At 62.2% G+C, this 17,194-nt stretch carries 10 protein-coding genes; 3 read left to right on the top strand and 7 right to left on the bottom strand.

What is annotated here, in order from left to right; genetic code table 11:
* Window positions 1-236: 236 nt before the first annotated feature.
* From H7C18_RS18595 to leuC, 4 genes are all read right to left on the bottom strand, one after another.
* A complete protein-coding gene (locus H7C18_RS18595) occupies window positions 237-2,951 on the bottom strand; it encodes an S-layer homology domain-containing protein (protein WP_185130590.1) in 2,715 nt (904 codons plus the stop codon).
* Window positions 2,952-3,008: 57 nt separating this feature from the next.
* Window positions 3,009-4,595 (bottom strand): N-acetylmuramoyl-L-alanine amidase family protein, encoded by a 1,587-nt coding sequence (locus H7C18_RS18590; protein WP_185130589.1) that lies wholly within the window; start codon window positions 4,593-4,595, stop codon window positions 3,009-3,011.
* A 307-nt stretch (window positions 4,596-4,902) separates the two neighbouring features.
* Complete coding sequence (gene leuD, locus H7C18_RS18585) at window positions 4,903-5,511, bottom strand: 3-isopropylmalate dehydratase small subunit (RefSeq protein ID WP_185130588.1); 609 nt, start codon at window positions 5,509-5,511, stop codon at window positions 4,903-4,905.
* Between the two features lie 19 nt (window positions 5,512-5,530).
* Window positions 5,531-6,952 (bottom strand): 3-isopropylmalate dehydratase large subunit, encoded by a 1,422-nt coding sequence (gene leuC / locus H7C18_RS18580; protein WP_185130587.1) that lies wholly within the window; start codon window positions 6,950-6,952, stop codon window positions 5,531-5,533.
* Between the two features lie 129 nt (window positions 6,953-7,081).
* Here leuC and H7C18_RS18575 point away from each other — a divergent pair, with 129 nt between their 5' ends.
* Entirely contained in the window at window positions 7,082-7,330 is a 249-nt protein-coding gene (locus tag H7C18_RS18575; protein ID WP_185130586.1) for a hypothetical protein, read from the top strand.
* 110 nt (window positions 7,331-7,440) lie between these two features.
* Window positions 7,441-8,361 carry a LysR family transcriptional regulator gene (locus H7C18_RS18570; protein WP_185130585.1) on the top strand — a complete coding sequence of 307 codons (921 nt, stop codon included), beginning with the start codon at window positions 7,441-7,443 and terminating at the stop codon, window positions 8,359-8,361.
* A 16-nt stretch (window positions 8,362-8,377) separates the two neighbouring features.
* Here H7C18_RS18570 and H7C18_RS18565 read toward each other — a convergent pair whose 3' ends face one another.
* Complete coding sequence (locus H7C18_RS18565; RefSeq protein WP_185130597.1) at window positions 8,378-9,187, bottom strand: carbon-nitrogen family hydrolase; 810 nt, start codon at window positions 9,185-9,187, stop codon at window positions 8,378-8,380.
* A gap of 184 nt (window positions 9,188-9,371) precedes the next feature.
* Between H7C18_RS18565 and H7C18_RS18560 the strand changes: the two genes are divergently transcribed.
* Complete coding sequence (locus H7C18_RS18560; protein ID WP_202887145.1) at window positions 9,372-10,550, top strand: pyridoxal phosphate-dependent aminotransferase; 1,179 nt, start codon at window positions 9,372-9,374, stop codon at window positions 10,548-10,550.
* A gap of 48 nt (window positions 10,551-10,598) precedes the next feature.
* Here H7C18_RS18560 and H7C18_RS18555 read toward each other — a convergent pair whose 3' ends face one another.
* Both H7C18_RS18555 and H7C18_RS18550 read right to left on the bottom strand, forming a co-directional pair.
* Window positions 10,599-12,830 carry a hypothetical protein gene (locus H7C18_RS18555; protein ID WP_185130584.1) on the bottom strand — a complete coding sequence of 744 codons (2,232 nt, stop codon included), beginning with the start codon at window positions 12,828-12,830 and terminating at the stop codon, window positions 10,599-10,601.
* 6 nt (window positions 12,831-12,836) lie between these two features.
* Complete coding sequence (locus H7C18_RS18550; protein WP_185130583.1) at window positions 12,837-16,958, bottom strand: hypothetical protein; 4,122 nt, start codon at window positions 16,956-16,958, stop codon at window positions 12,837-12,839.
* Between the last annotated feature and the right edge of the window lie 236 nt (window positions 16,959-17,194).

The raw sequence follows: 17,194 nt of genomic DNA, 5'->3' as shown, positions 1-17,194 counted from the left end.
CAAAAGTGAAGCGATGCTCTGGAGTTAATTCCGAATACTTTTGGGGGAGCCCCCGATAAGAACCCCCAAAACTGAAGCGATGCTCTGAAGTTAATTCCGAATACTTTTGGGGGAGCCCCCGGTTATCCACAGGAAATTTAATCGCATCATTTCCTAAACAAAAATAAAACGATCCCGGAAAAAGGGCTTCCCCTCTTTCCGGGATCGATGAAGGGCTGCCTTGCGGGCAACCTTCCTTACGACTTGACGATCTCGACCGCTTTATTCCGCAGCACGTACACCGTTACCTTGTCCCCGTTGCTCAGGTTCGACAGCGTCAGCGTCGTCGCGCCTTGGTGAATGTAAGCCGTCGGGGCGACCTTCACCGAATCTTCGGTCAACGACGATGTCTTGAACTTGAGGAAGGAGCTTACCGCGTCCGACACCCAAACTTCCTTCGCCGTTCCCGCTACGACGGTGATGACGGTTTGATTCGCGGCGTTGTTGCGGATCTCCACCCGGTCGCCGGCGCTCAATGAAGAGAGCGAGCTGACCGTGGAGCCGCTCTTCGTAATGATCGGCGACGTGCCGACCGTACGCGTGACGGCCGCGTTCGCGCCCGGCTGCACGGTGACGGTGCCGGCGGCGGCGTCGACCGACGCGACTTGCCCGAAGACGACCGGCACCAGTTGGATCGAACGAAGCGTCTTGCCTTCGTATACGGCGTTCAGCGCGGAGCCCGCCGTGAAGACGCTCAGATCGGCCGCTTGTCCGTTCTCGCCCAGAATCGAGACGCCTGCACCGACGGTCCATTCCGTCGTCGTGCCGGCGGAATCCGTCACGTTCAGCTTGTTCTGCGCGGCGTTCGCGGAATAAATATCGTACTGAACCGTTTTGTTCACCAGAATCGAAGTGGCCATGTTCTGGTTGGAATCCAGCAGCACCGTCACTTTATCTCCGGCAGCCACGTTGCTGTAATTGGCCGTCGTGACGCCGTAGATGTCCACGGCCGGCGTACCGTAGCCGACCGATACGCTGCTGCCGTCTTTCAGCGTCAATTGCAGCGTATGGGCGTTCGTATCGTTTTTGACGACCGTTCCCTCGTATCTGGAGACGACCGACAGGAAAACGAGCTTCGTGCCCAAATAGCCCAGGTTCACTTTCTTGCCCTTCGTTAAATAGTAAGAAGCCGTCGATTGCGAGATCGCCGTCCCGTTCAGATCGAACTTGGTCGCGTCGTCCAGCGTATACGCGCCCGGCGTGCCGCTTGGATCCTTCACGACCAGAATTTTCGAATCGGCATCGTACGAGGTGATCGTTCCCCCGGTTACCGAAGTAAACGCCCGGGATTTCACTTCGATGCCGACGATCTTGCCATTGGCATCCAGCGTCATCGTGATCGCGTCGCCGGCATACAGATTGCTGAGATCCGGGCTCGTCGCGTTCGGGATCGATACGGTCACGTTGTCGGCATAGAACTTCGCCTTGATGTCGGAGGAGCCTGCGGCCGCCGTGTATTGAACCGTCTTGGCGGTCGTATCGACCTTGAACAGATAGCCTTGGACCGTATTGGCAGAAGACGGCGTTACGACAATGCTGGTCACTTCATCGTTGAGCAGGCTATACGTGATCGCGTCTCCGGCAGCGAGCTCGGGCAGGTTGACGTAGGTGCCGTTCTTCTGGATCGTGGCGGTCGAGGCGACGGCAAGCGGACTTGCGACCGCCGTGGAAGCGTCCTTCACCAGAATCGATCTGGCCGATGTATCGACGGATACGATCGTTCCGCTTCCGGACTTGGCGACCGTGGACGATTTGACGCTGACGGCGACGAGCTTCGGAGACTGGCTGAACGCGTCGACCATCAGCGTGACGTTCGCGTCCGCGGGCAGTGCGCCGAGCTCAATCGCGTTGTTGTCCGCATCGGTAGCCACCGGCTCCTGATCCGGGTCGTATTCGTACTCCTCCACGTCCTGGCCGACGAGCACCGACAGCTTATGCTTGGACTCGTTCACGACGACGAGCTTGCCTTCGACCGTCTTCACCTGAGGCGTGTCGTCGAGCTGCTCCGCGTAGTCGGCCTGGCCGCCTTCCGGACTGATGACCGTCGCCTTTCCGTACAGCGTCAGCGCGTCTTCCGTCAGCAGCTTCTCGGAGTCGGCCCGGGAGAAGAGCGTCGAATCCGTCACCGAGTACGTCGACGTCGTTCCGTCGGAATGGAGCATCGTGAGCTCGGTCGGCGAGATGTTCAGCCAAATGCCGGACGCCTGACCCGGGTACGCCGTCTGGACGAGCGGTTCCGCCCGGCTGAACAAGGTCGCCGCGGCGGCGCGCGTCAAGGTGCCCTTCGGATCGAACTTGCTCTCGTCCACGCCTTTCACCAGCCCGGTGCTGACGGCCACGTTCACGTAGCCGAGAAGCGCCGGATCGATCGAGGCGTTGTCGGAGAACGACGTCGCCTTGGTCGCGGCTGCCGTCGCGTCGGCTTCCTTGCCGATCGCGCGCACGAGGAGCCGGGCGACCCATTCGCGGGAAGCGGAGGCGCTGCCCCACGGCTTGGACGGCTCGGAGCTCGCGAGCTTGAACTCCTCCGTCATGTTGAGCAGCCCTTGCTTAAAGGCGTAGTTCACATAAGCTTTAAAGTAGTTGTCCACCGAGAACGTGCTCGGAAAAGCAACCACTTCCTTCGTATCCACTTTGTCCGCCTGACCCATGAACCGGATGGCCAGGACGACCGCTTCTTCGCGGCTTAACGCATCGTTCGGCTTGAATTGCCCCTCTGCCTTTCCGTTTACGAGCCCTTGCAGCGCCAGCTTGGCGATATGCTTCTCGGCCCAATGGCCCGCAGGCACGTCTCCGAAAGGGGTTGCCGAGGCCGCAGACGCAGACGGAGCCGCATAAGCGGCTCCCGTCCCGATCAGCATCAGCACCAGCAGAAGGCTTGTCCAAATCTTCCCACGCGACACCAACGCCATGTTTTCTCCTCCATGTGATTCGTCTTCCGGTGCCGTCCCGGCACGAGCGGAGCGCAATTAATCCAGGTTTAAATACTTCTTGATCGCTTCGGCGATTCCTGCCGCCAGCGAATTCTGGAAGTCGTCGGTGTACATTTTGCTCTCGTCGCTCTTATTGGACAAATAACCGGCTTCGACCAATACGGCCGGCATCTTCGTCTCGCGCGTGACGGCCAGGCTCTGCTTGATGACGCCCCGGTCCTGAAGCCCGGTGGAAGGCGTCGCATACTTCCGCACGGTGTTCGCGAAATCGAGGCTGGCGTCCCGGGTGTAGTAAATTTCGGTTCCGGTAATCGAGCTCTTCGTATTGCTGTTCCCGTGAACCGACAAGAACAGGTCGGCATTGAGCGAGTTCGCCAGGTTGTATCGATCCGACAGCGAAGGATAGGTATCTCCCGACCGGGTCAACACGATGTTCAGCCGCTTGTCGGCGGCGAGCAGGGCTTGCAGCTTCAGAATGACCGGCAGCGTGAAGTCTTTCTCCGAGCGGCCGGTAATGCTGATCGCTCCGGGGTCCGAACCGCCGTGGCCCGCGTCGAGCACGATCGTGTACGTCCCTTTCGGGTTGCCTGTTCCGGTATCGGTCCCGGTTCCGGTGTCGGCCGGGGGCAGCGTGGCGGGATCCTGAAGCGCGATTTTCATCACGCCGGCCGCCGCGTCGTTGGAGATCGTATAGCCCCACGTCTTGCTCAGGTCCAGCACGAACCGCAGCGTACTCGGACTGTCGGCGAACTGCGAGTAGCGGATTTTCGTCAAGGCCGCATCGTCGGTCACCGCCAGCTCGCCGATCGGCTTCGCGTTCCCGTTCTCGTCCGTGCTGAGCGCCGGCGCGAAGTCCGCGGCGAAATTCGCCGAAGGCAGATCGACGACGATCCGGTCGGGTCCGGTCAACATCGACGTCTTCGGAATGAGGAAGCCGTTGTTGTACTTGATCACGACCGCTCCGTCTTCGAAGGAGACGGAATGAACCTGCGCAACGGAGCCTTGCGGGACCGATCCCGACTGGTCGCCGCTTGACGGATCCGAATCCGGCTGGCCGCCGTTCCCGTCACTCCCGGAACCGTCTTCCGGGCCCACAATGCCGATCAGACTGCCGTCCGGTGGCTGCGTGTCGCTCAGATCGCCGGAGGACGAGCCGCCCGAATCCGAGCTGCCGGAACCGCTTCCGCCGGAGGCTTGGCCGCTGTACAGGAAGACGGACTTGTTCGAGTTCTCCCAAAAAACCTGCAGCCCGAACGCTTCTCCGACAAAACGAAGCGGAATGAGCGTCGTGTTCGACTTGGCCGTCGGAGGCGCGTCCAATTTGACGGCTTGTCCATTGACCGTTGCGGCCTTCTTGTCGAGCACCATCGACACGACCGAATCGCCGTCCGCGACGGTCACTTTCTTCGAGGTACTGTCGTAATCGACCTTGTACCCCAAGTTCTCCCCGACGATCCGAACCGGCACCATCGTGTAATTGCCGACAAGGGCGGGAGGCTCGGTCGGATTCAAAACTTTGCCGTCCAGTATCAGCTTCGGAGTCACCGTCTGGGCGGCGGCTGCCTGGGCCGATAGGAACAGCATGACCGCGACGACGAACAACAGGGACGTCCACTTCTTCATGCTTCACCTCGGTGTCGAAAATGTCGATCCATCGCCCGAACGGGCGGCAATTTACCCGTCCGGCGTGTCTATGAAACATTAGACGTCGCGAATAGGTAAAAGTTGCGAGATTCAGAGGAAAAAAAGGCCCTTTGTCCCGAATTTTGCCGATTCGGAGACAAAGGGCCGAAGATGCTGCCTCAGCTTGCGTTTTTCTGGGGCTAACGGCCTGCGGCCGAAGCGCGTCCGGCGGAAAATTCCGCGGGACCGCTCCGGCCGCAGGCCGACTATTTTCGCCTCATCGCGAAGCGTTAACGTACGAGCTATCTTAAAACGTGTTGGCCAGGCGAGCTTCGTTTTTCGCTTCGTAAGCCGCGATCTCGTCCGCATGCTGCAGCGTCAGGCCGATGTCGTCCAACCCTTGCAGCAGGAACTGGCGGCGGTGTTCGTCCAGCTCGAACGGGATGGAAAGGCCGGCATCGTCGGCGATCCGCTTGTTCTCCAGATCGACCGTCAGCTTGTAGCCTTCGCGTGCGTTCGTGCGCTGGAACAGCTCTTCCACTTGTTCCTCGCTGAGCTTGATCGGCAGAATGCCGTTCTTGAAGCAGTTGTTGTAGAAAATGTCGGCGAACGACGGCGCGATAACGACGCGGAAGCCGTAGTCCAGAATCGCCCACGGCGCGTGCTCGCGGGACGAGCCGCAGCCGAAGTTGGCGCGCGAGATCAGCACTTCCGCTCCTTGGTAGCGCGGCAGGTTCAGGCTGAAGCTCGAAATCTCGTTGCCTTGCTCGTCGAAGCGCCATTCGAAAAACAGGAACTGGCCGAAGCCGCTGCGCTCGATCCGTTTCAGGAATTGCTTGGGGATGATGGCGTCGGTGTCTACGTTCACGCGGTCGACCGGCGCGACGAGACCCGTCAATTTCGTAAATGGTTGCATGACAGATGCAGCTCCCTTCTTATGCCGTCACTTCGGATTTGAATTCCCAGTTGCGAACGTCGGTGAATTTGCCCTTGATCGCGGCTGCCGCGGCCATCTCCGGCGAGACGAGGTGCGTGCGTCCGCCGCGGCCTTGACGGCCTTCGAAGTTCCGGTTGGACGTCGATGCGCAGCGCTGTCCCGGCTGCAGAACGTCCGGGTTCATCGCCAGACACATCGAGCAGCCCGCTTCGCGCCATTCGAATCCGGCGGCGGTAAAGATCTTGTCGAGCCCTTCCTTCTCGGCCTGGATCTTGACGCGGCCGGAACCCGGCACGACGATCGCCGTCACGTTCGGGCTGACTCGGTGGCCGCTCGCGACCTTGGCGGCGGCGCGGAGGTCTTCGATCCGTCCGTTCGTGCAGGAGCCGATGAACACGTAGTCGATCGGAATGTCCGACATCGGCGTGCCCGGCTTCAGATCCATGTATTCCAGCGCCTTCTCGGCCGCTTTGCGCTCGTTATCGGTCGCCATCTTCGCCGGGTCCGGAACCGCAGACGTAATGTCCGTGCCCATGCCCGGGCTCGTGCCCCAGGTGACTTGCGGAATCAGCGAGTCGACGTCCAGCTCGACGACGCGGTCGTATTCGGCGCCTTCATCCGAACGAAGCGCCTTCCACTGCTCGACCGCGCGGTCGAAGTCGGCGCCCTGCGGCGCGTATTCGCGGCCGCGGAGATAGTTGAACGTCGTCTCGTCGGGCGCGATCAGGCCGGCGCGCGCGCCGCCTTCGATCGACATGTTGCAGACGGTCATCCGCTCTTCCATCGTCAGGCCGCGGATCGCTTCGCCCGTGTACTCGATGACGTAGCCGGTCGCGAAGTCGGTGCCGTACTTGGCGATCAGGCCGAGGATGAGGTCCTTCGCCGTAATGCCGGCCGGACGCTTGCCGACGAAGCGGACTTCCATCGTCTTCGGCTTCGCTTGCTGCAGGCATTGCGTAGCCAGCACGTGCTCGACTTCGCTCGTTCCGATCCCGAACGCCAGCGCGCCGAACGCGCCGTGCGTGGACGTGTGGCTGTCGCCGCAAACGATCGTTTTGCCCGGATGGGTCAGCCCCAGCTCAGGCCCCATGACGTGCACGACGCCCTGGTCGATCGTGTTCAGGTCGTACAGCTTGACGCCGAATTCCCGGCAGTTCTCCGTGAGCGTGTCGACTTGCTGCTTGGAGATCGGATCGGAGATGTTGAACCGGTCCTTCGTCGGCACGTTGTGGTCCATCGTCGCGAACGTCAGGTCCGGACGGCGAACCTTGCGTCCGTTCATGCGCAGGCCTTCGAACGCCTGCGGCGAAGTCACTTCGTGAACCAGGTGCAGGTCGATGTACAGAATGCTCGGCTTGCCCTCTTCCGAGAAAATGACGTGATTGTTCCAAATTTTCTCGAACATCGTCTGTTTGCTCATGATCATTTCACCCCGTGGTTGGTCTTCTCCTAAATACTGAATCTATCATAACATCCGCAAGATCATTGTTCCAAGATATAATACCTATAAGGATTATAGTTCCATGTTATAATGCAGAGAGATGCGCCGATGCGCCGGCTTGCGCCCGGCAAGCCGGCGCTAAATGCGAAGTCGGCTGCGAAAACGCCTCATTCCTGCAAAAATGCAGTTTATTCGCCGACTGACGGCATTCTCGAGGAAAATGGCTGCAAAAATGCCGTTTTTCTCCCGGAAGAAGCAGCCTTTCGGCCATTCCCCGGCCGAGCGCCTGCAAAATCGCAGGCTTTTCCGCCATCGATACGGGGCAACGCCGGAATTCCCGCATTTTTGCAGGTCTGATGCGGCAAAAAGCGGAAGCGGAGTTCTCGCCCGGATCCGGCTGAAAACTGGGGTCCCCTTTCGCAATGCGGCGCGAAGACGATTATCGAAAAAGAAACGGAGCGATTCGCATGGAAATTCGCTTGCTTCAATACGTGATCCAGATCGCGGCGGAACGGAATTTTTCGCGGGCGGCCGAGAAGCTTCATATCGCGCAGCCTTCGCTCAGCCAGCAGCTGTCCAAGCTCGAGAAGGAGCTGGGGGTGCTGCTGTTCAAGCGAAGCACGAATTCGGTGGAGCTGACTCATGCGGGGAGCGTGTTCGTGGAAAAAGCGCAGCGCATCGTCGACATGACCGAGCAGCTGCGCCGGGAAATGGAGGACATCGCGGACCTGAGACGCGGGCGCGTCGTCGTCGGCAGCCTGCCGATGACCGGCGCCCACGTGCTGCCGCTGGTGCTGACCGCGTTCCGGGCGGCGCACCCGAACATCGAGATCGCGCTCGTCGAGGAGACGACGACGAAGCTCGAGCAGCTGACCGCCAGCGGCGGGACGGACGTCAGCCTGCTCTCGCTGCCGCTGATCGAGCCCTCGCTCGACTTCGAGCCGATCATCGAGGAAGAGATTTTCCTCGCGGTGCCGCCGGATCACCGGCTGGCGGAAGCGGCCGGCGAAGGACGCTCCGTGCCGGTCGAAGAGCTGAGGGACGAACCGTTCGTCCTGCTCAAGAAAGGCCAGGGATTTCGCGCGATCGCGCACGACATCTGCCGGCAGGGCGGCTTCCAGCCGACGGTCGCGTTCGAGAGCAGCAACATCGAGACGGTGCAGTCGCTCGTGGCCGCCGGTCTCGGCATCGCCTTCGTCCCCCATATGGTGGCGCGCAGCACCGCCGTCGGGCAAGCGCCGGTCTATGTCCGGCTGGCGGAACGCCCGACGCGCACGCTCGTCATCGGCTACCGCAAAGGACGCTATATGTCCAACGCGGCGGAAGCTTTTATCTCCGTGTTCCGGGAGACGATCAAAAAGCTGGACGCTGCCGATTCGGCTCCGTAACGGGTACGACTCCTCTTCACTCGTACAGGGCGGGCCTCCGGTCGGCGAACACCGGGATGCGCCCGCGCACTTCGTCGGTCAAGCCGAGATCGATGCCGGCCGTCAGGATCGTCTCCTCTTCGCCCGCCTCGGCGACGATCTCGCCCCAGGGGTCGACGATCATCGAGTGGCCGAAAAAGCTTGTTGTTCCGCTCGTTCCGACGCGATTGCAGGCTACGACGTACATCTGGTTCTCGATCGCCCGCGCCTGCAGCAGCGTCCGCCAGTGATGCAGCCGCGGATGCGGCCACTCGGCCGGCACGAACAGCACTTTCGCTCCGTCCAGCGCGAGCTTCCGGGCGAGCTCGGGGAAGCGGATGTCATAGCAGATCATCGCGGCGGCTGGCACCTTTTCCAATTCGAATCGGCCCGTCTTCTCCCCCGCTTCCAGATGCAAATGCTCGTCCATCAGCTTGAACAGATGGATTTTGGCGTACTCGGCGATCTCGTTGCCCTCGCGATCGAAGCCGTAGACCGTATTGGTCACGGCGCTGCCTCCTTCGCCCGGCCGAAGCTCGGCGATGGAGCCGGCGATGACGTTCACCCCGTGACGGCGGCAAAAATCCGCGACGAACGCTTTCGTGCGGCGTCCTTCTTCGTCGGCCAGCTCGCGGATCCGGTCCAGCGCATAGCCGGTGTTCCACATCTCGGGCGCGAGGATGACGTCGGGTTTCGGCCCGCCGCCGACAGCCCGTTCCAGCAGCTCGGCCAGCTTGGCGAAGTTGGCGTCGGGCTCTCCCGCGCGGACTTCCATTTGAATAAGGGCGATGCGCCACTTGTCGGTCATCGGGTTCGTGTCTCCTTCGGCAATGCGGACCGCACGCGCGGCCGCTTGGTTTTCCCCATCGTACTCCATCCGCTTCGGCTTGCGCAAGGCGCATATTCCGTCTTTTCCGATTGCCTATGCCCGCCCGGTTATGCTACATTCATCGTATCTTTTTATCGCATGATTTGGAGTGTGAACGGGAACGATGTCGATTCGAATTCAGCCGGCCGAGCGCATGAAGACGCTGCCGGAGCAGTTTTTCGCGGCTTTGGTGGGCAAAGCCAACGCCCGCGCCGCCACCGGACGGGATGTCATCAACCTCGGGCAAGGCAACCCGGACCTGCCGACCCCGCAGCCGATCGTGGACAAGCTGAAGCAGGCGGCTGACAATCCTCTCTACCATAAATATCCCCCGTTTCGCGGTTTTCCGTTCCTGAAGGAAGCGGTCGCCCGCCGGTACAAGGAAGATTACGGCGTCGAGCTCGACCCGGCGACGGAAGTCGCCATCCTGTTCGGCGGCAAAACGGGACTCGTCGAGATCAGCCAATGCCTGCTGAATCCCGGCGACGTCTGCCTCGTGCCGGATCCGGGCTATCCCGATTATTGGTCGGGCGTGGCGCTCGCCGGCGCGGAGATGGCGTTCATGCCGCTGCTCGAAGCGAACGGCTTCCTGCCGGACTACGGTTCGATCTCCGAGGAAGCGCTGAAGCGGGCCAAGCTGATGTTCCTGAACTACCCGAACAATCCGACTTCGGCCGTCGCTTCCCGCGAGTTTTACGAAGAGACGGTCCGGTTCGCGAAGCGTCACGGCATCGCCGTCGCCAGCGACTTCGCGTACGGGGCGATCGGCTTCGACGGCAAGCGGCCGGTCAGCTTCCTGGAGACGCCGGGCGCCAAGGAAGCCGGCATCGAATTTTATACGCTGTCCAAAACGTACAACATGGCCGGCTGGCGCGTCGGCTTCGCGCTCGGCAACCCGCAGATCGTGGAGCTGCTGAACTTGATCCAGGATCATTATTACTGCAGCCTGTTCGGCGGAATCCAGGAAGCGGCGGCCGAAGCGCTGACCGGACCGCAGCATTCGGTCGCCGAGCTGGTCGCCACGTACGAGCGCCGGCGCGACGCGTTGTTCGGCGCGCTGGAAGGCATCGGCTGGAAGGCGGCGAAGCCGGCCGGCTCGTTCTTCTGCTGGCTGCCGGTTCCGAAAGGCCACACGTCGATGTCGTTCGCCGATCTGCTGCTGGAGCAGGCCGACGTCGTCGTTGCCCCCGGCAACGGCTTCGGCGAGAACGGCGAAGGGTTCGTCAGGCTCGGTCTTCTCGCCTCCGAGGAGCGGCTGCGCGAAGCCGCGGAACGGATCGGCCGGCTGAAGCTGTTCGAATAGCGAAGATTCCCGATAGAAAGCCCGGCAGCTCCGCTGCCGGGCTTTCTCTTATCCATGCAGAGCCGGAAGCCGGCAGGAGACCACCGCGAAGTCGCTTTGCGCGCCTTCGCCGACGCGCTGCACGCCGATTGTAATCATGCGGTCCGAGTGCTGCGGGATGGGCAGCGCGAGCGATTCATACAAGTATAAGCCGTCCTTGGCCGTCTGCGCCTTGTGGCTGCCCGGAGCCCCTCTGCTCGCCAGTTCCTCGGCGCCGGCCTCGCCGTCGCACCACCATACCGTAAACGCCCCGTCGGGCGACGGAACGGTAAATCGCAGTTGAAGCAGCGTCCGGTGGTAAAAATCGATGCCGAGCGGCTCCACCGTAAAAGGCGGGGGCACGACGGGCGTCTCCGGATACCGCAGCCCTCTGACGATGCCGCCGAACGGACCGAGCCGTCCGAAGTATGACAAGCGCCCCGCATAGCTGACGACCGATACCCCGGCGGGAGCGGGCAGCGGATCGGAGAACAGCAGCGTGTCCGGCAAATGTTCCGCCGGAAAATCGGCCACATGCGTCCATAATGACGGATGTTTCAAATCCTGGACGAGCCGGCCGCTGCCCGGTCCGAATACCGCCGCGGCGGTTCCGGCCTGATCCGGCAAGCGAAATACGACCTCCGTGCCGGAGACCGCCGCGATCGTCTCCGTATAGCCTCCGACCGACAACGTCCCCCCGATAAAATCCGCCAGCGAGCCGACGCCGGACACCGTCGCGCGGTACAAGCCGCTTCCCGCGGGCACGGCCGCGCCGAAGACGGCGTCCGCCGTGCGCGGAACGGCGGTCTGCCGATAGACGGCCAGCCGTCCGCCGGTTTTCCGAACGAGCGAATCCGGCTGCCAATCCGGGTCGCTGAGCACGATGCTTGCCGTACCGGACGCATAGGAGACCGACTCGAACGTCGGCGGCAGCGGCTCGTGCCGAAGCTCCGGCAAGACCGGCGCCGACCAGGGCGAGTAATCGCTGAGTCGGTCCCACGCGTCCAGCGCCCGCGCTCGGGAACGAATACGCACATCGGGAAAGCTGACGTCGACGGAACGCGCCGCCTCATAGAACGACGGCGGATCTTCGGGCCTATGCGAGCGCAGGAAGAAAGACCGCCTCTCCTCGCCCGCTCCCGTCGTCGGGCTTGCGCCGACGGCTTCCTCCAGCTCTGCGCCCTGGGCCTGCTCGTCGGACAGGGTCACGGCGTGAGTAAGCTGCGCGCGATACGTTTCCGGCAGGAACGGAAGCGGCGTAAACAGTTTAAGCGAACCGGTCGAACCGGCGGAGCCTTCCGCCGGAGAAGGCGCTTCGGGGACGCGAACTTCCGCTCCGACGACTTGCGGGGCGATCGGAGCGTTGAGGGGCGGCGCCATCGTCAGCGGGACGACGGCCATGTTGCTCGTCTCTCCGCTGTCCGGGTCGCGGACCCGGTAGGCGTACGCGAGAATCTCCGAAAACGACTGGGGACGTTCCAACGGCCGGTCCGTCAGCTTGTCGAATTCGCAGCCGGTCGCGTCCGGACCGTCGAAGTAGGCAAAGCCGCAGAGCAGCGCGAACTCCCAGCGAATGCCCATGAGCAGCTCCAGCGTCTCCCAGGCGGTCGGTTCTCCCGGCACGGCGTCCGCCGGGCCCGAGGCGATCGCTTTTTGCGCCGCCTGCTTAAGCTCGTCCCACTCCCGTTCGGACAGCGTCGTCGGCTGTCCGTACCGTTTGGCGACAGTGTCCAGATCGGCCGTGAAGCTCCGCTCCACGGCAATCTCGGCGATCGGCTGCCAATCCAGCCCGCGGTCGCGGAACAGATCGAGCACGCGCAGATTGGCCAAGGTGCCGCCCGTGCCGAGCACCGCGATCGTATCGATCGCCGAGCCTTCGACCGAGATCGCGTCCCCGTTGACGGCGGTTCTCATCCCTTCCCGCGTGCCTTCCCGCCCGTTAAGAAATTCGATGCGAGCCGGGCCGCCCTGCCAGACGAACGATACGGCCTGGACCGGTCCGGGCAGCTTGTACTCGTCCGCGAGGAAAATCCCCCCGACCGCCGGGCTTCCCAGCGTCTCCCACCAAGTCGTAGAATACGCAGCCGCGAAGCGCTTCGAATAAGAACGCAGATCGAAGGGCGCCCGTTCGACGATGATCTCCTTCGGCAACCCCAAATACCGGCCGGCGCCGTCCGGCTCTCCCATCGGAACGCGCCAGCGCAGCCGATTCCCTTCCGGCTTGTCTCCGATCCATCCGAGTGCGGATAAATAAATCGTCATGGCCGTTCATTCTCCTTTCGGCAGCGATGAGATGAGGTTCGCGACCCGGCGAAATGGTCCGGGCAGCGGCAATTCCAGGAACGCCGGGCGATCGACGGACGAAATCTCGGAGGCGGACGCATCCGGCGTCTCACCTGCCGAATCCGCGGACGTCCCGGCTGCGGGAGCGAAGTAGGACGCCGCGTCGCGCAACCATTCGGGATGAGGATCCGGGATCGGAACGGGAACCGGCTTGACCGGAATCGGAATCGGGATCGGGATCGGAATCGGGACCGGCGTGATGCCTCCGGCCGGCAATGGCCACTTCAGTCCGAGCGGCATGACGAAACGCAGGCTTGCGGTCTCCGGCGAAGCCCCCGCCGCAACGTCCGGGTACAACGGCGGCAGCCCCGCTTTCCGGGAATCGAACGTAAGCGTCAGCGTATATTCGCCGCGCGGCAGCTTCATCGGAATACCGCCGAGCGAGCCGACCAGCCACGCCGAGCTGCCGTCGAAGCTCGGCAGCACCGCTACGTCCGGGACGAGTTCTCGGCGGTACGCATATCCGTTCGGACACCCCGTATCCGGTTCGACGTGGCGAATGCGGAGCGACGCGCCGACGCGCCGCCAGTCGATCGGTTCGGGCGTACGAAGCCATAGCGCGTAAGGGCGTTGTTTCCCGTCGACGACCGCTTCGACGGTCGTGCCGGTCACCGTATCGTTCAGGCCGGCCAGGTGCACGTCTCCGGCTCCGAACCGCGCGCCGGACGCCGCGGCGAACCGGACGAAACGAAGCGCCGATTCGCCGTCCAACGGTCCGACCTGGGAAGCGAGCTCCGACGGCAGGCGCCAATCGCTCGGAGGAACGGTCAGCTCCTCCGGATAAGGCTTCACCGGCCATTGAATCGTATCGGGAATCGAATGGATTATCGATCCGATATCCGAACGGATCTGCAGATCGGCCGGTCGGGCCGCTTCCGCAAGCGCGCTCGAAACCTCCGCGGCGGACTTGGACGCCAGCGGCTTTTTGTCCAGAACGATGCTGCCGATGCCGCTTAAAGCTCCGTAATGGCGAATCGGATCGAGCTTGCCCAGCTTGACCGTGCCGCCGGGCAACGGACATTCCGGCACGACATGGCGCCCCGCGCCGTCGTAATAGACGGACAGGCTCGTCTCTCCCCAAGCCATATGCGCCCTGAAATCGTCGAATGCCGACACGCAGCCGGACCATTCGTCGAGACGCGCCTCTCCGTTCTGCGGGTGCTCGAACAGAATCGTCAGCTTCGCCGTGCCGGAAGCCGGCAGCGCCGCTTGCATGACGATCTCCTCGTCCGGCGGGACGGAACCGCCGCGGGCGGCGATCCAGTTCGCGCTCTCCGGAGGCAGGGAGCTTGTCCCGTCCGCCGTTGGGCCCAAAACGGCGGTCTCCGTCCGTTCGCCGCCCTGCTCGTATGTCAGGCGCAGCTTCAATTGCGGACTCGGGAAGATGCCGCTCACATACGGAACGAGGAATCGGACGGCAAGCTTATAGCGGCGGTACAGCGGGAATCCGAGTCCGAACAGCGTCGGATTCCAAGCGTCCGCCGTCCACTGCGACCACGGGAATTGCGTTCTGGCGAACAGGGCCGCATCGCCGAACGTGGAATAAAAAATGTAGGGACGCAGCGTCTCCGGATAGGCGATCTCGAAATCCTTATCGTATCTCCAATCGACGGATTTGGACGGAGGCAGCGGAGAACCCGCGCCGCCCGACGGATGCGCCGCCGACGAGACGCCGTGCAGGTGCAAGCGGTAGCGGCCGGGCAGGAGCAGCTTCTTGCTGAAGCCGACCGTTCCCGCAGGCGCGGCCGTCCGGTAACGGACGACGTATACGTTCAGCCGCTGCCTCTCGTTCTCGAGCTTCAACCGGAATTGATCGACGGATGCCGGAAAGTCGAAGCGCGCCGAGACGAGATGCAGGTTGCCCCACACGGTGCCGTGATCGTAATAGACCGCCTTGACGCCGTCTTCGGTAACGAGAGGCATCGCGACGAAGGAGCGTTTCGGCGCCGGCATGATCAGGAACAAGACGACCTCGGATACTCGAAGAGACTGTCCGCCGCGATCGGTAAAGCGAAGCTCGAAGCCGGACGTTTCGGCGATGCGGGTCGCGATTTCCGGCCGGAATGCCGTCACCAGCCGGTCCCAGTCGCGCATCGGCGTCCAATCGACTTCGCCGAACCGCTGCGTGCCGGACAATGGCTGCGCGGGACCGTAGCCGAAAAACGTATCGACCGTCCGCTCCTGCGCCATGAACGGAACTATCGACGTATCGATTTGGGCGGTAATCCACGAATACGGATCCAGACCGAGCACATGAAGCTGCGCCGTGCTCCCGCCGGGACCGTCCGCCCAAACCGCTCTCACGTCGGCAACGGGAACGTTGTGCGTCAGGTCCGTCAATTCCAGCTCGAGCAGCTCGTCCGTCACCGTATAGCCGCCCTGCACGGAGGGGCTGACCGCTTGGCTCGCGTCCACTTTTCCCGTCCGGTCGGTCACCCTTCGGCTGAACGGGACGACCAGGTCCAGATCGGGCCACGGCTTATCCGCGTCCAAATTCCACTTCATGTCGCTGATGATGTGAACCGCTTCCACCGGCGTCGATTGGTTCGTCGGCGCTCCGTCGATGACGTAGGTTCCTGCGGTTAAAGGAGAACTGAGCTTGGGAGGGGTCGGAACGTCGTCGCCGAACGTTTTGCCGAATTCGACGTCCGGGATCGGCCAGGGCAGATTGAGCTTGCCTTTGATCTCGAACTTGAACAGCGTCGGATTCGGGAAAAACACTTCGGCTTCCGCGTCGCCGGTCAGCACGAACTCGAATTTCCACACTTGAATGCCGACTTCGCCGTGAACCTTGATTTGCGCGTTGACGAGGACGGGATCCCAGCCGACGTAGGCGTTCAGCGAAACGGCGAGCTTGGCGACGAGCTTCAGGATATCGCCGATTTCGAACGTGCCGCCGATGGCCAAGGCGGCTCCGAACGCGATGCGGTGATGGTTGATGCGGAAGTAGGCTTCGGCTTTTTGCGAGAACAGGAGATGAAGAACGGGCACTTTTTGCAGCACTTCAAGCTTGACGGGCTTGCTCTCGGTGCCCAGATCCAGGGACCAGGCGGCAGGGTCGGAGAACGAGAAAAAAAGGTCCAGCTGGCCGCTGCCTTTGAACAGCTCCATGTCCACGTTGACGCCGACTCCGAGCGCGAGCGAGCCGCTGGCTGCGTCAAAGACGAAATAGCCTTCCGCGCCGAAGCCTTCGATCCGAAGCACGGTAAGCTTGCCGCCGAAAATAAACGTGCCCCCGGGGAGCAGAAACGAGAACCCGACCGGGTTCATTTCGAAGGCATATCCTTCGTCGGCCTTCGTGCAGATGATCGTCCGGATCCCGACGCCGACCGACGTTTGATCGATCGGACCGGCTTGCCAGCGGTCGACGCTCGCTTTGTCGCGGGCCCACTTGACGTAATCGGCCGCCGTCGGCTGCGGGATCGGCATCCCGTCCTTCTCCAGCCGGGCGATAAAATTGTAGGCGAAGTCGCCCCCGATGCCGCGAAGCGCCAGCCCGGTCGGGCCCAGCGGAATCGACGCTCCCTTCGGAACTTCCGCGTCCAGGCCGAGAATGACGCCGCGGTCGCTGAAGCCGCCGTAGATGCCGGCTCCGAGGCTGAGCGGTATCAGCTTGAGCGAGCCCTGGCCGAGCCAGCTTCCTCCTCCGCTATCGTCGTAGCCGAAGGCGAGATTGCCCTTGTACGTCTTCTTTTTCTCGACCGTCAAGTCGCCGAGCACCGTGTTCCATCGTTTGATCGCAATCGGAGGCTCGGATCCGTCCGCATGAATGTCAGCGCGCGCGGAGGAAACGACGATCTCGATGCGCGTGAAAGGCGTAACCCCTCCGAAGGATAGAGATCCTCTCACGAGCAACGTCACGGTCTCCGCCGCGCCGTCGACGGCGAGGACTTTGACCAGCGGGGAAGCCGAGATGGTCTCCCCGGCTGTGAGGCCGCTTAGAAATTCGAATACTTTGTCCTCCAGTTCGCCCGGCAGCGCCTCGAGAAAATCGTCGATCGCCTTCCAAACGATGTCTTTGACCAGCTTTTCGAACCATTCGAACATGAATGTGAACTCCTCTCCAAATTGATCGATCGGTACCGATATTGGATGCAGTTCTGGTTGAAAGCGGCAGGATAAGGAAAAGCATGGTAGATTCAAGCCGACTATATCATGCGGGCAAAGGGAACAGTAGAGTCCAAAGATTCTTCCCTACCTCCCACCTTTCTGCCTATATCCCCCGCTTTCTTGCCCGGTTCGGAACGAATTTTGTCGAAGCGGGCGGCTCCTCCCGATCTCCT

This window comes from Cohnella zeiphila (assembly GCF_014212055.1).
Taxonomy (GTDB): domain Bacteria; phylum Bacillota; class Bacilli; order Paenibacillales; family Paenibacillaceae; genus Cohnella; species Cohnella zeiphila.
The sequence above is the reverse complement of the archived record's forward strand: the minus strand, read 5'-3'. Positions and strand labels throughout refer to the sequence as shown.

Excerpts from the sequence above, each read along its gene's own strand:
- H7C18_RS18560 (WP_202887145.1), top strand. The coding sequence starts at position 9,372 with ATGTCGATTCGAATTCAGCCGGCCGAGCGCATGAAGACGCTGCCGGAG.
- H7C18_RS18570 (WP_185130585.1), top strand. The coding sequence starts at position 7,441 with ATGGAAATTCGCTTGCTTCAATACGTGATCCAGATCGCGGCGGAACGG.
- leuD (WP_185130588.1), bottom strand. The coding sequence starts at position 5,511 with ATGCAACCATTTACGAAATTGACGGGTCTCGTCGCGCCGGTCGACCGC.
- H7C18_RS18550 (WP_185130583.1), bottom strand. The coding sequence starts at position 16,958 with ATGTTCGAATGGTTCGAAAAGCTGGTCAAAGACATCGTTTGGAAGGCG.
- H7C18_RS18595 (WP_185130590.1), bottom strand. The coding sequence starts at position 2,951 with ATGGCGTTGGTGTCGCGTGGGAAGATTTGGACAAGCCTTCTGCTGGTG.
- H7C18_RS18590 (WP_185130589.1), bottom strand. The coding sequence starts at position 4,595 with ATGAAGAAGTGGACGTCCCTGTTGTTCGTCGTCGCGGTCATGCTGTTC.
- H7C18_RS18575 (WP_185130586.1), top strand. The coding sequence starts at position 7,082 with ATGCGCCGGCTTGCGCCCGGCAAGCCGGCGCTAAATGCGAAGTCGGCT.
- leuC (WP_185130587.1), bottom strand. The coding sequence starts at position 6,952 with ATGAGCAAACAGACGATGTTCGAGAAAATTTGGAACAATCACGTCATT.
- H7C18_RS18565 (WP_185130597.1), bottom strand. The coding sequence starts at position 9,187 with ATGACCGACAAGTGGCGCATCGCCCTTATTCAAATGGAAGTCCGCGCG.
- H7C18_RS18555 (WP_185130584.1), bottom strand. The coding sequence starts at position 12,830 with ATGACGATTTATTTATCCGCACTCGGATGGATCGGAGACAAGCCGGAA.